Source organism: Streptosporangiales bacterium, assembly GCA_009379825.1.
In the GTDB taxonomy this organism is placed as follows: domain Bacteria; phylum Actinomycetota; class Actinomycetes; order Streptosporangiales; family WHST01; genus WHST01.
Genome location: WHTA01000004.1, coordinates 124,209 through 141,068, shown reverse-complemented (window position 1 = coordinate 141,068; position 16,860 = coordinate 124,209). Strand labels below are relative to the sequence as shown.

13 protein-coding genes and 2 pseudogenes are annotated in these 16,860 nt (G+C 69.3%); 9 read left to right on the top strand and 6 right to left on the bottom strand.

The genetic code is table 11. The features are described from left to right. Nucleotides 1-13 precede the first annotated feature (13 nt). The 3 genes from GEV07_03640 to GEV07_03630 form a co-directional block, all read right to left on the bottom strand. Nucleotides 14-1,330, bottom strand: a complete 1,317-nt coding sequence (locus tag GEV07_03640; GenBank protein MQA01844.1) for a DUF2088 domain-containing protein — start codon at nucleotides 1,328-1,330, stop codon at nucleotides 14-16. A 12-nt stretch (nucleotides 1,331-1,342) separates the two neighbouring features. After that, nucleotides 1,343-2,743, bottom strand: a complete 1,401-nt coding sequence (locus GEV07_03635) for a divalent metal cation transporter (GenBank protein MQA01843.1) — start codon at nucleotides 2,741-2,743, stop codon at nucleotides 1,343-1,345. 230 nt (nucleotides 2,744-2,973) lie between these two features. Further along, nucleotides 2,974-4,170, bottom strand: a complete 1,197-nt coding sequence (locus tag GEV07_03630) for an aminotransferase class I/II-fold pyridoxal phosphate-dependent enzyme (GenBank protein ID MQA01842.1) — start codon at nucleotides 4,168-4,170, stop codon at nucleotides 2,974-2,976. Between the two features lie 93 nt (nucleotides 4,171-4,263). On the opposite strand from GEV07_03630, the gene GEV07_03625 reads away from it, so the two are divergent. Together GEV07_03625 and GEV07_03620 are read left to right on the top strand one after the other, a co-directional pair. Continuing rightward, nucleotides 4,264-4,626, top strand: coding sequence for a Rieske 2Fe-2S domain-containing protein (locus GEV07_03625; GenBank protein ID MQA01841.1), 363 nt, complete (start codon nucleotides 4,264-4,266; stop codon nucleotides 4,624-4,626). After that, on the top strand, nucleotides 4,623-5,288 hold the full coding sequence (locus tag GEV07_03620) for a hypothetical protein (GenBank protein ID MQA01840.1): 666 nt from the start codon (nucleotides 4,623-4,625) through the stop codon (nucleotides 5,286-5,288). Before GEV07_03625 ends, GEV07_03620 begins: the two co-directional genes overlap by 4 nt. Here the strand turns inward: GEV07_03620 and GEV07_03615 are convergent. Then, nucleotides 5,285-6,280 (bottom strand): LacI family DNA-binding transcriptional regulator, encoded by a 996-nt coding sequence (locus tag GEV07_03615; protein MQA01839.1) that lies wholly within the window; start codon nucleotides 6,278-6,280, stop codon nucleotides 5,285-5,287. The genes GEV07_03620 and GEV07_03615 overlap by 4 nt on opposite strands. Here GEV07_03615 and GEV07_03610 point away from each other — a divergent pair. From GEV07_03610 to GEV07_03590, 5 genes and pseudogenes are all read left to right on the top strand, one after another. Beyond that, on the top strand, nucleotides 6,176-8,788 hold the full coding sequence (locus tag GEV07_03610; GenBank protein MQA01838.1) for a hypothetical protein: 2,613 nt from the start codon (nucleotides 6,176-6,178) through the stop codon (nucleotides 8,786-8,788). The genes GEV07_03615 and GEV07_03610 overlap by 105 nt on opposite strands. Then, nucleotides 8,727-9,956: an aminotransferase class I/II-fold pyridoxal phosphate-dependent enzyme gene (locus GEV07_03605; GenBank protein MQA01837.1), complete on the top strand. Its 1,230-nt coding sequence runs from the start codon at nucleotides 8,727-8,729 to the stop codon at nucleotides 9,954-9,956. Before GEV07_03610 ends, GEV07_03605 begins: the two co-directional genes overlap by 62 nt. A 69-nt stretch (nucleotides 9,957-10,025) precedes the next feature. Next, nucleotides 10,026-10,649, top strand: a complete 624-nt coding sequence (locus GEV07_03600) for an ECF transporter S component (protein MQA01836.1) — start codon at nucleotides 10,026-10,028, stop codon at nucleotides 10,647-10,649. Nucleotides 10,650-10,661: 12 nt separating this feature from the next. Further along, the gene (locus GEV07_03595) at nucleotides 10,662-11,447 is read left to right on the top strand and encodes an energy-coupling factor transporter transmembrane protein EcfT (protein ID MQA01835.1); all 786 of its coding nucleotides are present in this window, start codon (nucleotides 10,662-10,664) and stop codon (nucleotides 11,445-11,447) included. Next, nucleotides 11,438-13,106, top strand: a pseudogene (locus GEV07_03590) (ATP-binding cassette domain-containing protein). Before GEV07_03595 ends, GEV07_03590 begins: the two are co-directional and overlap by 10 nt. A gap of 13 nt (nucleotides 13,107-13,119) precedes the next feature. On the opposite strand, the pseudogene GEV07_03585 reads toward GEV07_03590, so the two are convergent. Both GEV07_03585 and GEV07_03580 read right to left on the bottom strand, forming a co-directional pair. Then, nucleotides 13,120-14,034, bottom strand: a pseudogene (locus GEV07_03585) (pyrimidine-specific ribonucleoside hydrolase RihA). Nucleotides 14,035-14,388: 354 nt separating this feature from the next. Next, complete coding sequence (locus GEV07_03580) at nucleotides 14,389-15,225, bottom strand: NAD(P)H-binding protein (protein MQA01834.1); 837 nt, start codon at nucleotides 15,223-15,225, stop codon at nucleotides 14,389-14,391. A gap of 102 nt (nucleotides 15,226-15,327) precedes the next feature. On the opposite strand from GEV07_03580, the gene GEV07_03575 reads away from it, so the two are divergent. Continuing rightward, the gene (locus tag GEV07_03575; protein MQA01833.1) at nucleotides 15,328-15,798 is read left to right on the top strand and encodes a carboxylesterase family protein; all 471 of its coding nucleotides are present in this window, start codon (nucleotides 15,328-15,330) and stop codon (nucleotides 15,796-15,798) included. Continuing rightward, on the top strand, nucleotides 15,795-16,820 hold the full coding sequence (locus GEV07_03570; GenBank protein ID MQA01832.1) for a carboxylesterase family protein: 1,026 nt from the start codon (nucleotides 15,795-15,797) through the stop codon (nucleotides 16,818-16,820). Before GEV07_03575 ends, GEV07_03570 begins: the two co-directional genes overlap by 4 nt. Nucleotides 16,821-16,860: the final 40 nt, after the last annotated feature.

Here is a 16,860-nt window from a genome sequence, read left to right as displayed (position 1 = left end):
CTTACTGTTGCGCTCACGACCATCCGGTGATGCGGCCGTCCGGGCCGAACGCGAGTGGGCTCGGCTCGCCGGTGATGGTCAGCCGGTCGTTCGCCAGCACCTCGTCGCGGAGCGCCTCGCTGACCAGCAGGTCTTCCAGGTCCAGTGTGCTACGCATCCGCACCACCCGGGCCTGGGCCGTGTCCGGGCGGCCGCAGGTGAGGATCGCGGCGGCCACGGCGTCCCTGTCGGTGGGCAGCGTGATCGGTAGCTGCGCCCGCTGCGGGCCGCCGAGCCCGGACGTCATGGCGTTGACGTACGTCGCACGCAGGTCGACCTTCGCCATCAGCCGGAACGGGACGAAGTCCGCGAGGCCGACTCCGACGGAGTTGCCGTGGGACTCGTCGGTGAGGTCGAGGACGGCGATGTTGCGGATGTTCGGCCCCTCGAACTCGGGGCTGCCGCGGATCATCATCCGGCCGATCACGTTCGTGTCCATGCCCGAACCCGACACGTTCTTGCCCATCGCGTCCACCACGGCGACGTCGATGTCGTCGAACGGCAACCGCCCCATCAGCTGCTTCGCCTCGAGCAGCAGCTGCGCCTCGCCAGGTCCCGCGATATCGGCCGGCTCCAGGAGCTCGATCCTCGCCGCCCGGTCGTGGGCGTTCTCGAGTATCGCCAGGCCGCCGAGCACCTTCCCGGTGTCGACGAGGTGCCGCGCGACCCGCGGGATCCAGGTGCCCAGGTTCGCCGGCCCGAACCGGTGGACGCCCTCGGCTCCGCGTTGCTTGCCGAGTCCGATCGCGACGATCTTGCCCACGCCGCTCTCCAGCTCGCCGGAGAAGTCGGTGTGCGCCTTCACCCGGTTGACGGCGAGGATGCCGTCCGCCTCGGCAGCGTAGGCGTCCAGATGGACCTCGGGCCCACCGGGCACCTGGCCGACCCGCGCCGTGTCCATCGTCGCGCGGATCGGCATGCCCACGCTCTGCTCGGTCATGCCGAGCTCGCCGAGCAGCTCCACCTGCCCCTCAGGGGTCGCACCGCCGTGCGACCCCATCGCAGGCACCACGAACGGTTCAGCGCCGACCGACCGCAGCCACTCGCCGGCCGCGCGTACGACGGCCGGCTTGTCCGCGATGCCGCGGCTGCCCGCGGTGATCGCGACCGACATACCGGCGGTGACCCGTGCGCGTAACGGCTCGAGCGCCGCCCGCGTCGCGGCGGCGACATCGGCCACCTGTGGGGCGTCGACCTTCTGCTGCACCGGCAGCATCGCCGGGAACGCCACGTCGTACGAGAGATCGCCGACCGCCTCGAAGGGGCCGAGCCCAGCTGCTGCCTTATCCATCTGACCTCCCCGTCAGCCGAGCTCGAGGCCGAACACGCTCAACACGCTGTAGACGCCGAGTGCGGCAATTGCGACGCTACTAATTGTCAGTGCGATCGTGAACCACCTGGTGCCGTGCAGTCTCGCGTCGGTCTCCTTGTTGCGCAGATACCAGACCGCGATCACGACCGCCACGAGGAAGATGCCGGTCATCACGCCGCCGATCTGGACCATCAGCACCGGCTCCTGGATATAGAGGAACGCCGCAGCCCACAGCACCGGCAAGATGACGGTGAAGATGCGCACCGACCGCCTGCGGGCCACCACGTTCTGCCAGTCGAACACGCCCAGGGTGGACAGCAGGTTGGAGTACATCCGGGACCAGCTGGGAATGGCCGCCCACATCGTCGAGCCGAGCACCGCGATCGCGCCGATCAGGAAGAGGACGTTCGCCCAGTCGCCGAGCGTGCCGGTGTAGATCCTCGACAGGGTGGTGATCATCTCGTTGCCCTCGGGCACCAGACCCTGCGGCTTGAGCACGGCCGCGCCCATCAGGTAGAAGGCCAGCGTGCCGAACGTGTAGATCAGCCAGGACACCAATGCGTCCTTCTTCATGACCTTGATCCAGCCGTTGGCGCGACGCCGCCACTCCTCGGACCCGTCGTTGGGGCCGGTCCACCGCGCGTAGCCCTTCTCCACGCACCAGTAGGTGTAGAACGTGATCTCGTCCGCACCCACACCGGTGATGCCGAACATGGCGACGGCGGCGCCGATCGTGCCGGCGGGGATGAGGAACTTCAGGCCGCCGCCGATGTCGCCGGCGCTGTAGGCGAACTCGGTCACCGGCAACCCGACCGCGATGAAGATGGTCAGCAGCGAGAACAGCACCACCAGGGCGACGGCGCCGCGCTCGATCAGCTTGTACTTGCTGGAGTACAGCATGGCGATGCTGAGGACCATGACGATGATCGTCCATATCGTCAGCGACGTCTGCCCGAGTGGCGCGCTACCCAGCGGCATTAACACGCTCAGCGCGACGGCGACGCCGCCGATGATGCCGCCGAGCTGCAACAACTTGCTGAGTGCCAGCACGATCCAGAGGACGTTGACCCAGCCGATCCGGCCGAACTTCGGTGGCACCCGGCCGTACCCGGTGAGCGCCGGTTCGCCGGTGACGATCGTCCACCTGGCCAGCTCGATCTGCACCGCGACTTTCACCAACGTGCTGACGATCACCAGCCAGAGCAGCACGAACCCGGCCTGTGCGCCCAGCGTGGTGGTGGCGATCAGCTCGCCCGACCCCACGATGGAGGCGCTGAGGATCATGCCGGGACCGAGATACCTGAGGCTGTTCTTCCAGCCGACGGGGGGTTCTTTTATGCCTTCGGCGGTGAGGAGGTACGGGTCCGCCGGAGTCGCTTCGGTGGTGGCCATGAGGCTCCTTTGCCTGGCGCCATGAACCGACGACACGGCCGTGCCGAGGTTGCGGGGGACAGCTGCCAAAAGCGCATCGACGCTGGTCGCCGACTCCGATCGCCGGCCAGCCCAGCGGTACTAGCGACGGGAACGCCTCGATGCACATGAGATGTGCCGTCCAGTATTACCGCTGGATCACCGGTCAGGATAGATCTTGACCTCTACCCGCAACACGTGTTGACCGTGCGCTACTCGTACGCCTGGGCAAGGGCGCGGTCGAAGTCCGCGAGAACGTCCGATGCGTCCTCGATGCCTACGGACACCCTGACGGCGCCGTCGCGTACCCCCATCTGCTGACGTTGTTCCGGCGAGATGTCCAGGAACGCCATGGTGGCAGGCACCTGCGCGGTCGTACGCAGTCCGCCGAGGCTGGCGGCGAAGCTGGCCAGGCGCAGTGCCTTGAGCACGGTGACTGCCGCCCGCTCGTCGGCGACGGCGAAGGTGAGCATCGCGCCGTAGTTGCGCAGCTGCTCGGACGCGACGCCGTGCTGCGGGTGCGACGGCAACCCCGGGTACCACACCGCCTCCACCGCGGGGTGTTCCTCCAGATGCCGGGCCAGCGTCATGGCGTTCGCCGACTGCCGGTCCACGCGCAGCCCCAGGGTCTGGAGGCCGCGCAGCAGCAGCCAGGCGTTGAACGGCGACAGCGCACCGCCGAGCTTGTTCAGCGTGTTCCACCGAACGTCTTCCAGCCAGTCCTGCGGGAGCAGGTCCGAGCGCATCGTGATCACCCCGCCGACGGCGTCGTTGTGTCCACCGATGAACTTCGTGGCGCTCTCCACCACGACGTCCACGCCGAACGCATGCGGCTGGCAGACCGCGGGGCTGGCGAACGTGTTGTCGCAGACCAGCGGGATGCCGCGCTCGTGCGCGATCTCGGCGAGCGGCGGGATCGGGGTGACCTTCATCGTCGGGTTGGCGACCGTCTCGAAGTAGACGAGCTTCGTCCGCGGCGTGATCGCCTTGGTCACCGCGAGCGGGTCGGCGGTGTCGACGAACGTCACGTCGATGTCGTAGTCCGTGATGCGATGGTCGAAGAACTCGTGCGTGCTGCTGTACGTCGTCCAGTCCGCGACCAGGTGGTCACCCGACTTCAGCAGGCCGAAGAGCGCGTGCGACACCGCGGCCATGCCCGACGCCGTCGCGAGGCAGGAGTCGGCACCCGCTGCCTTCGCCACCTGCTCCTCGAGCTTGTACTCGGTCGGGTTGCCGCAGCGGCTGTAGATGTTCACATCCCGACGCTCACCCGCAACGATCTTGTCGTAGATGTCGTCCGCGTACTGGTAGTTGGCCGACATGTAGATCGGGTAGCTGATCGACTGCGACGCCGGCTCAGGCGCGTAGTAGACGAGCTTGCTGTCGAAGGCGAGGTCCGATGGCTCCACGAGGAGCGACGCTAGTCCGGTGCCAGGCAATGGGTCAAGCGCTTGACTAGTGCCGGTCGCTCGTCCAGGGTGACTGGCGAGGAGGTGCGGACGATGCCGGTAAGGGAACTCGACGCTGTGGGCGAGGAAGCGCTCTACCAGCAGTTGCGCAGGTTCTGGCATCCGGTGTTGTTCGCCGACGAGCTCGGCACCGCACCCGCGCGCGTGACGCTGCTCGACGAGGCCGTAGTCGTCGTGCGGATGGCCGCCGGCGTGGCCGCGTTCCGCGACCTGTGCGTGCATCGAGGCACGGCACTCTCGCTCGGCAAGGTCGTCGACGACGAACTGGTGTGCCCGTACCACGGCTGGACCTACGACGCCGGCGGTGTCTGCACCAGGATCCCCGCGCGGCACGGCGACAACATCCCGCGCCGCGCCAGGCTCGTGCGCCACCAGGCTCGGGAGGCGCCGGCATGATCTGGGTCTGCCTCGACGACGAGCCCGCACTACCGCTGCCGGAGTTCCCGGAAGCCGACGACGAGACGTACCGCTTGGTAAAGATCCCCACCTACGACTGGCACTGCAGCGCGGCCCGGCGGGTGGAGAACTTCGTCGACTTCTCGCACTTCCCGTTCGTGCACGAGGGCATCCTCGGGTCACCGGACCGGCCGGAGATCCCCGACCACGAGGTGGTGCGCGACGGCTGGACACTGCGGTTCGCGCTGGGACTAGAGGAGCCGGCCAACCCGGTGAAGGGCGACCCTGCGGACGCCGTGACCATCCAGCGCGACCCGACGTCGTACGTGCTGACGGCACCGTTCTCCGTGTACCTCAACCAAGCCCTGCCCGACGGCAGGCACTTCGTGCTGTTCGTGGCCTCGTGCCCGGTCGGCAGGAAGGAGACGCGCTCGTTCAGCATGTGCGCGCGCAACTACGACCTCGACCCGGCCAACGACGCCGAGTACGTCTCCTTCCAGGAGGTCGTGCTCGAACAGGACCGAGTGGTGGTGGAGTCACAGCGGCCGGAGGAGCTCCCGATCGACCTCAGCGCCGAGCTACACATCCGCGGCGTCGACCGTGTCTCCATCGACTACCGGCGGCTGCTCGGGGAGATCGCCGCCGGCGCGATCCCGTCCTAGGCACGCTTCGCGCGCCTGCCCTTCTTCGGCCCGGTCGTGCCGCGCACCTGCAGCTCGCACGACAGCCGGACGTGTGTCTCCTCCGGCCGGCGTCCGTCCATCAGCTCGCGCAACAACGCCGCCGACCGCAGGCCGAGCTCGTAGCCGGACAGGGTGATCGTGGTGAGCCCGCCAGGGGCGAGGATCTTGGAGAACGGCAGGTCGTCGAAGGCCGCCACGGACAGCTCACCGGGCACCGCAATGCCGAGCTCCTGCGCCGCATCCACCACCCCGTAGGCCTGGATGTCCGTGGCGCAGACGACACAGCTGACCCCGTCGGCGCGCCACTGCGGCCAGCGTTGCCTGAACTCCGCCGCCGCCTCCTCGACCGTGGTGGCGGACCTGGTGGTCGACAGCGTGACGGGGTCCTCGGTGAGACCGCGCATGCGCCGCAACAGGAGCTGCCTGCGGGTCTGGAACGTCGGCCCCTGGCGAGCGGCGTCCACGTACCCGAGGTGGCGGTGGCCGAGCTCGACCAGGTGCGCGGCGAGCTCCCGCACGCCCTTCGCGAGGTCGAAGTCGACGTGTGGCAGCGTCGTGCCTTGCGTGGGCCGGTCGAGCACCACCACCGGGCAGGGCACGTCCAGCTCCTCCACCAACCGGGCACCGGGAGCCTCGGCGAGCACGCCGTCGACCCGTTCGGCGAGCATGTTCTCCACGTTGACCGTGAACCTGTCGTCGTCCACCCTCGTCACCAGCAACATCAGCTGGTAGTCGCCGAGCCCCTCCGCGACACCCATGGTCACCTGCGAGAAGTACGGGTTGACGAGGTCGGGAACGGTCAGCGCGACGGAGTTGCGCCGCCCCGTGGCGAGGCTCCTGGCCACCCCGTCGATGCGGTAGCCGAGATGCTGCACGGCGGCATGCACCCGGTCCTGGGTCTCCTGCGAGACGCGACCCGCAGCCTTCCCGTTGATCACCAGAGACACCGTCGAGGTCGACACACCGGCCATGGCGGCGACGTCCGTAGCGGTCGCGCGGTACTGGGCTGTCTTCGCCTTGTTCACGTCTCCCAGCCTACGGCCGGCGAGTTAGTCAAGCGCTTGACGTCTCAGGCGTTTCGTGAGAGAAATCGAGCACCGGTCGAGGGGATGATGATGGTCGAAGGCCGAGACGAGGTTCGCTTCGAACGTGTCGAAGGTGTCGCCGTCGTGACACTCGACCGACCGGACAAGCTCAACGCACTGACCCCGTCGATGGTCACCCGGCTGACCGAGGTGCTCGACGAGGTACACCTCGACAAGTCGATACGCGTGGTGGTGCTCACCGGTGCGGGCGTCCGCGCGTTCTCCGTGGGGTTCGACCTCGACGGGCTCGACATGCCGACCCGCACCGACGACGTCACAGCGGCCACCGAGGCGAACTTCCAGGCGCTCATGCGTATCTGGCAGCTGCGTGTGCCGGTCGTCAGCGCGGTTGACGGGTACGCCGTAGCCGCGGGCGCGAACCTGGCGCTGCTCGCGGACATCGTCATCGCGTCGAGCCGGGCGACGTTCGCCGAGCCGGAGATCAGGCACTATGCGCTCTCCCCGCTGTTGCTGCTCCCGTGGTTCGCCAACAACCCGAAACGGGTGAACTACCTGTACTTCACCGGGGACAGGTTCGACGCCGAGGACGTCCTGCGACAGGCCGCCGATGCCGGTGCCCGCGCGGTCTCGTTCCTCGCCGGTGGGTTCGCCGAGAGCGGCGCGGCAGGGCGAGCGACACAGGATCGGCTGCGCGAGGTTTCCGAGCAGCACGACATCCGGCTGGTCGGCCCCAACTGTTACGGCGTCGCGAACCTGGTCGACGGGTTCGCCGCCTACTTCGGGTCGCTGCCGTCCGACCCGACGCCTGGCACGTTCGCGGTCGTGTCGCAGAGCGGTGGTGTGCTCAACGCGGTGATCGACACGGCGGGCGGACGAGGGCTCGGCTTCAGCCACCTGATCACCACGGGGAACGAGGCGTCGCTGCGCCTCGACCACTACGTCGAGGCGCTGGCCGCGGAACCCGCGGTCGAGGTCATCGCCTGCTACCTCGAGACGGTGCGTGACCCGGCCGCGCTCGACCGCGCGCTGCTCGCCGCGCAGCGCGCCGGCCGACCGGTCGTGGTGTTGCGGGCGGGCCGCACCGAAGCCGGCAGGCTCGCCGTCGCGGCGCACACCGGCGCACTGGCCACCCAGTCGCGGGTGCTCGCGGCCGCGTGCCGCAGTCGTGCGGCCGTACTGGTCGAGGACGTCGACGAGCTGGTGAACGCCTGCGAGCTGCTCGCCCGTGGCCGCCGCGAGCCGTCGCGACGCAGCGTCCTGATGAGCATCTCCGGTGGCACCTGCGCGCTGGCGGCCGACGTCGCGGAGGAGGCCGGCGTGCGGCTCGCGGAGCTGGACGGCGCCACATCGGCGGGGCTCAGGGAGCAGCTGCCGTTCGCCACCACGCCGGCGAACCCGCTCGACCTCACCGGTGTCGCCGCCACCGACGACGCCGTGCTGCCGCGTGTGCTCGGCACGTTGGACGCCTCACCCTCGGAGCACGACCTGGTGCTGCTGCTCAACTCGCCCAGTGCAGCCGACGAGGCGGACCAGGAGACGTACCGGCGGCTGGCGCACGCGTTCAGCTCGCACGCCGCGGGCAGCCGACGACACCATGCCATCGTGACGTCGGGCTCCGGCCCGGTCGACTGCGTCGTCGCCGATACAGCGCATCGCCACGGCGTACCCGTGCTCACCGGGATGCGGCCCGCGTTCCATGCGATGGCAGCGGTCGCCGATCGCGACCCCGACATCCACGTCACCGACGACCTACCGGCGCCCGCGTGGCCGGCGGCCACCGAGGCGGACCTCAAGCGAGCACTCGCCGAGCTCGGCTTCGCCGTGCCGGAAGGCGCGCTGGTCACGAGCGAGGACGACGCTGCCGCTGCGGCGGCTCGGCTCGGTTTCCCCGTGGTCATGAAGGCGCAGTCACCCCGGCTGGCGCACAAGACCGAGTACGGCGCGGTCCGGGTCGGCCTCGCCTCCGACCAGGAGGTGCGGACCGCATACCGCGAGATCACCGCGGCGGTGCGGACGCATCTCACCGAGCCGCAGGACGCCATGCTCGTCGAGCGGATGGTGCCGCAAGGAGTCGACGTGCTCGTCGGCATCCTCGTGGACGCCGACCTCGGACCGTTCCTCGTCTGCGGCTCCGGCGGCGTACTCGCCGAGGTGCTCGATGACGTGGTCGTCCGGCGAGCGCCCGTCACGCCTACGGCTGCGCGACGGATGATCGGGCAGACGCGCGTTCTCGACGCACTGCTGCGAGGTGTCCGTGGAGCCGCTGCCGACGTCGACGCCCTCGTCGACGTGCTGTGCCGCCTGTCCGACGTCGCACGCTCCCTCACCGGTGGGCCTGGTGTGCTCGACCTGAACCCGGTGCGCGTGCTGCCTGCCGGGCAGGGCGCCGTCGTGCTCGACGCCTGGTTGTCCCGCACCGAGGGTGGCCGCTGATGGCAATGCCGCTCACGGATCGCATTCCACGCTCGGGGATCCGGTCACTGCTCGAGCAGTACGCAACTGCGGACGTCGTCGACCTCGCCAGCGGCGACCCCGCGGCTGCCACACCGCAGCACGTGATCCACGCGGCACACCGGGCGGCAGCCGAAGGACAGACGCACTACACGGACGTCCGTGGCCTGGCTGCCGTACGCGCGGCGGTCGCGCAGAAGCTCCGCACCGAGAACGGCTTGTCCGACGTCGACCCGGACAGACAGGTGGTGCTCACCGCGGGCGCGATGAACGGCCTTGCCGCCACACTCCGCGCCATCACCGCACCCGGGGACGAGGTGATCCTGCTCGATCCTTCGTTCCCGAACTACCGGGCGCACGTCCTGCTGGCCGGTGGCGTTCCTGTCCCCGTACCCCTGCAGGCTTCCTGCCGGACGAGGACGAGCTGCGGGCGGCCATCACACCGCGCACCCGCGCACTCGTCGTGAACTCGCCGAACAACCCGACCGGTGTCGTGTACCCGGCCGACACCATGCGGATGCTCGTCCGGCTCACGGAGGAGTACGGCTGCTGGCTGGTGTCCGACGAGGCGTACGAACACCTGGCCTTCCCGCCTAACCAGCACGTCAGCCCCTGCTCGCTGCAGCGGCCGCTGCGGCACGTCGTCGGCATCTTCACGCTCTCCAAGTCGTACGCGATGACCGGCTGGCGAGCCGGTTACGTCGTCGCACCGGAAGAGGTTGCAGAAGCAGTCTGCCTGGTGCAGGAACACCAGCTCGGCTCGCTCAACGCTCCTACCCAGCACGCCACCCTCGCGGCACTCACCGGCCTGCGTTCGGAGATAGACGCAATGATGACGGAGTACCGCGCTCGCAGGGACATCGTCCACGACACGCTCGCGGACATCGACGGTGTCCAGGTCGTGGAACCACAGGGTTCCTTCTACGCGTTCCCCCGCACCGGCGGCTCGTCGACCGACGTCGTCAGGTGGCTCGCCGAGTACGCAGGTGTGCTGGTCATGCCAGGCAGCTGCTTCGGTCCGGGCGGGGAAGGGCACTTGCGCGTGTCGTACTGCGGGCAGGGCGAACGTCTCCAGAAGGGCTGTGCGCGCCTCCGCGCCGGCCTCAACGCGATGCCCGAACAGTTGCGCCGATTCACGTCAAGCGCTTGACGTATTCGACGCGGCATCGACCATAAGGAGCACCCGATGCCCGCCCCCCGAAGAAAGGTCTCGGCCGATATGAGCACATCACGGTCTTCGGACACGGAACCCGTCGGCTTCCTGCAGGGCGTGAAGAGCGACTTCAACACGAGGGCATGGGTGATCATCCCCGTCGGGGTCGGTATCAACGTCGCCCTGGGAGCGGTAGTGCAGGCCCTGCACCTGCCCATCTTCCTCGACGTGGTCGGAACCATCCTCGTGGCGATCATGTGCGGCCCCTGGGTCGCAGCGGTCACCGGGATCACCACGAACGTGGTGATGACCGCCGTCAACCCGATCTGGATCTGCTACGCACCGTTGCAGGCCATCATCGGGATCGTCGCTGGAATCCTTGCCGTCAAGGGCCTCATGCGAACCAACATCGGCCGCCTCGTCGTCGGATTGATCCTGACGGTGACCGCAGCCGTGATCGCCGCCCCCATCATCGTCGCCACCACGGGCGGCGCGGGCGGCACGGGTGAGTCCGCGATAACTGCGTTCTTCCTTGCAACCGGCGACCAGATCTGGTCCAGTGTGGTGAAGTCGAAGTTCATCGTGGAACCAATCGACAAGATCCTCAGCGTCTTCATCGCCGTGCTCATCATCAAGGTGCTCCCGGCCAGGTACCGGACCACACGCGCGACCAGAGCCCTCACCCGTTGACGAGGTGCTGCCGTGTCGAGACGCACCACGTCCTTCGGCTACCTGCCGGGACGATCACTGCTGCACCCACTGCATCCGGTGACGAAACTGACGATGGCCGTCGGTCTCTCGCTCGCCGCGTTCCTCGGGCCCGGCTACTGGATCGCGGCCGGCATCACCGGCGTGCTCCTGCTGCTGACCGTCACGTCCGCCACGCTGCGGCCGCTCCTGCGAGCGGCCGCAGTGCTCTTCCTGCCGCTCGCCATCGCGCTGTGCGTGATCCAGGGGCTGCTTCAGCCGGACCGCGAAGGCGTCCTCGGGAGCTGGGGGCCCTTCGAGGTCAGCATGGAAGGGATCGCCGCAACGACCACGTACGCTTCGCGGCTCGCGGTGATCATGCTCTGCGCGATCCTGCTCGTCGTATCGACCAGGCCGAAGGAGCTGGCCGTCGGCCTCACCCAGCGGGGTCTGTCGCCGAAGTTCGCGTACGTCGTGCTCGCGGCGATGCAGTTCGTGCCTGACGCGCAGGCGCGGGTGAGCCGCATCGTGCAGGCACAGCAGGCGCGCGGACTCGACGTGCGCGCGAACCTGGTCACCAGGTTCCGGTCCCTGCGGTCCATCGTCATCCCGTTGTTCAGCGGCGCGCTCGTCACCGCGGAGACCCGTGCTATCGCGCTCGAGGCCAGGGGCCTCAACCACACGGGCGAACGGACGTCGCTGCTCGTGCTAAACGACACGCGCACCGACAAGGTCACCCGCGTCGGCGTCGTGTGCCTGGCCGTCGCAGCTCTCGCGTGGCGGGTGGCGACATGGCTGTGATCAAGGTCGACGACGTCACCTTCGCGTACGGCTCGCGCCCGGACACCCAGGTGCTCGCACAGGTGAGCTGCGAGATCGAGGAGGGCTCCTTCGTCGCGGTGACCGGAGGAGCGGGCGCGGGGAAGAGCACGTTCTGCCGACTGATCGGCGGCTACATCCCGCGCTTCTTCGAGGGTGAGTTCACCGGCACGGTCAGCGTCGACGGCACCGACATCGGCGCTCAGCACGAGCATCTAGTGGACAAGGTCGGGTTGCTCTTCGACAACCCGTTCGACCAGCTGACCGGCGCCACGACCACCGTGCTCGACGAGATCGCGTTCGGGCTGGAGAACCTCGGCGTGCAGCCGGAGGCCATCGCCGCCCGGGTCGACCAGGCGCTGGCCGACCTCGACATCACCGACCTCGCCGAGCGCGAGCCGCTGCAGCTCTCCGGTGGCCAGGCGCAACGGGTCGCGCTCGCGTCGTTGCTCGCCATGCGCCCTGAGGTGATCGTCCTCGACGAACCCACTTCGCAGCTGGACCCGATCGGGTGCGAAGAGGTGCTCGAGCACGTGTTCACGCTGACCGACAAGGGGTACACGGTGGTGCTGGTGTCGCAGGACCTCGGCCCGGTCATCCACCACGTGGACCGGCTGCTCGTCCTCGCCGACGGCCGGATCCAGCTCGACGACCATCCGCGCGCCGTCGTCGAGCGGTTGCTCGACGACCCGGGTGCGGTGCGCATACCGCCGGTCGCCGAGATCGCCGACCTCGCACGGCGACCTGGGGCGCTGCCGGATGCCTCGCCGCTGCCGTTGTCCGAGGCCGAGCTCGTCGCACAACTGCTACCGGGAGCGTGACGTGGCACCGACCATCGGCTTGCGTGAGGTCGCGTACGACTACCCGGGCAGCGTGAGCGCACTCGACCAGGTCACCGTCGACCTGACCCGCGGCTGTGTCTGCGTGGTCGGCCAGAACGGCTCGGGCAAGTCGACGCTGATGAAACACCTGAACGGCCTGTTGCGGCCGACCGCCGGTCGGGTGGACGTCGACGGCGTCGACACCGCCAGGCAGAGCGTGGCGAAGCTCGCCGCCACCGTCGGCCTGGTGTTCCAGAACCCGGACGACCAGCTGTTCTACTCCACTCTCCGCGCGGAGGTGCAGTACGGCGCAAAGAACCTCGGCATCCCCGACCGGCGTGCCGGCGAGCTGGCCACCACGGCGCTCGAACGGTTCGGTCTCGCGGACGTGGACGACAGGAACCCGCTGGACTTCGGGCTCTCGGTACGCAAGCTCATCGCCATCGCGTCCGTCGTCGCGATGGACACCCCCCTGGTCGTCCTCGACGAGCCCACCGCCGGCCAGGACGCCGCCGGCCTGGCCGCGCTCGAACGGCTGTGTCACGACCTCGTCGCCGACGACCGTCTGGTGGTCGTCGGCACGCACGACGTGGAGTTCGCCGCGAAGGTCGCCGACCGGATCGTCGTGATGCACGCGGGACGGGTGCTGCTCGACGGGCCGGCCCTCGACGTCCTCAGGCAGGAGGAGGACCTGGCGCTCTCGCATGTCCGCCCACCCACCGCACTGCGGCTGGCCAACCGGCTCGGCGTGTCCGTGCCGACGCGCACCGCCGAGGACCTCGTCGACGCGCTGTGTCAACGCCGTGGCGTGACCCGCTGACTCGCCGGTACGTGGCGACGGCGTCGACCACCAGGTCGAAGAAGCCGGGGACGTCGACCCGGACGGCGACGTCGGCGTTGTCCGGCTCCCCGGTGACGTGGTGGAGGTCGACGACGGTGGCGCCGTCGGTGTAGGTACCCGCGGTCTCCACGCGCACCGGCGCGCGTACGCACTCGACGAGGGAGGGAGCGATCACCCTGGCCACGGCGATCGGGTCGTGCAGCGGCGCCCCCGGCAGGCCGAACACCCGGTGGTAGGCGTCCGCGAAGAACGTCATCAGGTCCGCGCAGACGTCCCCGGCCGGCGTCTCGAGACCGCGCAGCCGCGCCACGACGTCCGGCGTGACCAGCGCCTGGTGCGACGCGTTCAGCCCGACCATGGTGACGGGCAGGCCGCTGCCGAAGACGAGCTCGGCCGCCTCGGGGTCCACGCGGATGTTGAACTCCGCGTACGGCGAGGAGTTGCCGCGCTCGGTCGAGCCACCCATCAGGACGATCGCGGCGACCTGCTCACGCACCTCGGGATGGCGGTCGAGCAACGTCGCGATGTTCGTCAGCGGCCCGACAGGCACGAGCGTCACCGGTTCGCCATGGTCGAGCAGGGTGCGCCTGAGCAGCTCGACAGCCGGCTCGCTGACGACGTCCACCGCCGGCGTCGGGAGTGCCGGGCCGTCCAGCCCGGACTCGCCGTGGATGTCGGACGCGACCCGCGGTGGCCGCACCAACGGACGGTCGGCGCCCGCCGCAAGCGGCACGTCGATGCCACCGAGGGTCAGGATGCGGCGGGCGTTGAGCGTGCACTTCTCGAGCGTCTGGTTGCCCGCGACCGTGGTGACGGCCAACAGCTCCACTGCATCGCTGGCCGCCGCGAGGAGGAGCGCGATCGCGTCGTCGTGGCCGGGATCGCAGTCGACGACGATCGGGGGCATCGGGGCACCTCTCGCTCGTGCTGGCTGGTGCCCCTATCCAACCGCACTCAGGCCCGTGTCGTACGGAGTCCCTGGATCGCCGGCGACACCCAGTGCGCCCCACACTGCGGACAGCACGGGCCGCCAGGTGCGGTGGGCGTCACCACCGGCAGGCCGTCACGCGAGTAGTAGTCGTGCTCGTGGCCGTGCCCGTCCTCGACGTGGCGTACCTCGTACTCGGCACTCCAGTGATGCCGGCAATGTACGCAAGTGAACGAATACCTCTCGACGTAGGACTCGCTACGCACGGGTCACCTCCCCGGTCGCCGACCGCAGGCACCTCACTTCGATTGTGCACCCGCATGACGGCCGCCGTCACGTCAGCAGGTCGCGCAGCGCGGTCGCGGGGCGCCCGGTGAGGGCCGCCACCTCGTCCGAGGTCGCCGCCCAGCGGTGTTGCCTGACCGAGGTGAACATCGACGAGTACGCGTACATCCACCACGGATGCTCGCCGGCCCGCGCCATCTCCACGCAGTGCTCTGCCGGCGACACCTCGACGTACCTGATCGGTGTGCGCCAGTGCGCCGCCGCTTCGGCGGCGATCACGTTCAGGTCGAGCGCCGCCGGGCCGGTCACGTCGTGGTGGCGGCCGGTCGGCCCGGCCACAGCGAGCGCGGCCAGGCAACGGCCCACGTCCGTGCGCGCCACCAGCGAGAGGCGCGCGGCGGCTGCGGGCAGCCGGATCTCGCCCGACGACCTGGCCGCGGTGAGCCAGTGCAGGAAGAACTCGGTGAAGATCGAGGCCCGCACGACGGAGTACGGGCAGCCGGTGTCGCGCAGCAGCTGCTCTGTGTAGCCGTTGGTCACGCCGTAGCAGAACGGCGATGCCAGGTCGGCGTCCAGGCCGCTGAGTGCCACGACGTGCGCGATGCCCGAGTCGGCCGCGGCATGCACGACGTTCCGGTGGTGGAGCATCATCTTCGCGGCGTCGCCGTCGCTGGAGACGAAGACCAGCGCGTCCACGCCGCTCAGCGCGGCACGGAGGGCGGCGGGGTCCGCGTAGTCCGCCACCGCAGGCTCGACGCCAGGCAGCGAGTCGGCCCGGTTCCTGGACACCGCGACCACGTGGTGTCCTTCGGCCGCCAGGATCCGCGCCACCTGGCCGCCCAACTGCCCGGTCGCACCCGTCACCGCTATCCGCACCATCGACATTCTGCCCCGAAGCAGCGCGCGAGACACGTACGTCGACGGACGTAGCCGGGGATACGCTGCCGGCGGGACGCGCTGAGCAGCAGTAGGCACGATCGTGTCCGCATGAACAGGTCACGGCTCTTCGCGCTCGTGGTGCCAATCGTGCTCACACTGCTGGTCACCGTCGGCAGCCCGGCTGCCGCTGCCACCGGCGGCGCCGTCGTCCGCACCTCCGACGGCGCGGTTCGCGGCACAGCGACCGAGGATCACCGGATCTTCCAAGGCATCCCGTACGCACAGCCACCCGTCGGCGAGCTGCGGCTGCGCGCACCCCGCCCGAACCAGCCGTGGACCGGCATACGGGACGCCACCGAACCAGGCTCGTCGTGTGCGCAGGTCTACGTGTATCCCCCCGGCTCACCGCCGACATTCACCGGTGACGAGGACTGCCTCGACCTGAACGTCCACGTGCCGAAGGGCGCAACGGGGCCGCTGCCGGTGATGCTGTTCTTCCACGGCGGCGGTTCACCAGCGGCTCCGGCGCCGGTTACGACCCGCGGCGGGTCACGAGGGCAGGCGACGTCATCGTCGTGACGGCGAACTACCGGCTCGGCGCACTCGGCTTCCTCCGGCACGCGTCACTGCGCGACCCGTTCGCAGGCAACTTCGGTATCGCCGACCAGCAGGCAGCGTTGCGCTGGGTTCGTGGCAACATCGCGGCGTTCGGCGGAGACGCCGGCAACGTCACGCTGTGGGGCGAGTCCGCGGGTGGCTTCAGCGTCTGCGCGCAGCTCTCCTCCCCGGCGGCCCGCGGACTGTTCGACAAGGCCATCGTGCACAGCGCACCGTGCGGCAACGACCTGCTCACCCGGCGCGAGGCCGAACGCCGTGGCCAGGACGCCGTCGGCGCGCTCAGTTGCGGCGCGGCGGCCGACGTCGCGGCGTGCCTGCGCAACCGGTCGGCGCGGGAGCTCGCGGCCCTGTGGTCCGACAGGCAGTTGGTCTTCCGCACCGGGGTGGCGAACAGCGTTCCGCTGATCCACGGTGGCACCCGGGAGGAGATGCGCTCAATCATCGCGAGCAAGTACGACGCCGTCGGCGAACCGGTGTCGGCCGTGCAGTACCGACAGGTCGTCGAGGAGATGTTCGGCAACGACGCCAACCGCGTGCTCGCCGAGTACCCGCACGCTGACTTCGACACGCCCAGCATCGCGCTGGCGACGGCACTCACCGACGAGGGCGGGCAGGTAGGTACGTGCACACAGCTGCCGTACAACGACGCCGCAGACAAGCGCGCTCCGGTCTACGCGTACGAGTTCGCGGAACCGATGGACACCGTCGTTGGTGATATGCCGTACCTCGCCTCCCACGGCGCGGATATCCCGTACTACTTCGACAGCTACCTGCCTGGCCCTCCGGCGCCCCCGATGTCGCAGCCGCGCCAACGGCTAGCGCAGAACCTCATCGACCACTGGACGACGTTCGCCAGGACCGGGCATCCCGCGGCCGGTTGGCGCACCTACCGCGACGGCGTCGCCATGTCGTTCCACAGCGAACGGGTCGGTCCGGTGGACATCGCTCGTGAACACCGCTGCGGGTTCTGGCGCGCGGTGTGACGGGTTTGCCGGGAGTGCAAACCACCCACCCGCCTCCCGG

What these genes read in the sequence shown, in the direction of transcription:
- GEV07_03640 (MQA01844.1), bottom strand. Translation starts at nt 1,330, where the DNA reads ATGGATAAGGCAGCAGCTGGGCTCGGCCCCTTCGAGGCGGTCGGCGAT.
- GEV07_03635 (MQA01843.1), bottom strand. Translation starts at nt 2,743, where the DNA reads ATGGCCACCACCGAAGCGACTCCGGCGGACCCGTACCTCCTCACCGCC.
- GEV07_03625 (MQA01841.1), top strand. Translation starts at nt 4,264, where the DNA reads ATGCCGGTAAGGGAACTCGACGCTGTGGGCGAGGAAGCGCTCTACCAG.
- GEV07_03620 (MQA01840.1), top strand. Translation starts at nt 4,623, where the DNA reads ATGATCTGGGTCTGCCTCGACGACGAGCCCGCACTACCGCTGCCGGAG.
- GEV07_03610 (MQA01838.1), top strand. Translation starts at nt 6,176, where the DNA reads ATGCTGCACGGCGGCATGCACCCGGTCCTGGGTCTCCTGCGAGACGCG.
- GEV07_03615 (MQA01839.1), bottom strand. Translation starts at nt 6,280, where the DNA reads ATGGCCGGTGTGTCGACCTCGACGGTGTCTCTGGTGATCAACGGGAAG.
- GEV07_03600 (MQA01836.1), top strand. Translation starts at nt 10,026, where the DNA reads ATGAGCACATCACGGTCTTCGGACACGGAACCCGTCGGCTTCCTGCAG.
- GEV07_03580 (MQA01834.1), bottom strand. Translation starts at nt 15,225, where the DNA reads ATGTCGATGGTGCGGATAGCGGTGACGGGTGCGACCGGGCAGTTGGGC.
- GEV07_03575 (MQA01833.1), top strand. Translation starts at nt 15,328, where the DNA reads ATGAACAGGTCACGGCTCTTCGCGCTCGTGGTGCCAATCGTGCTCACA.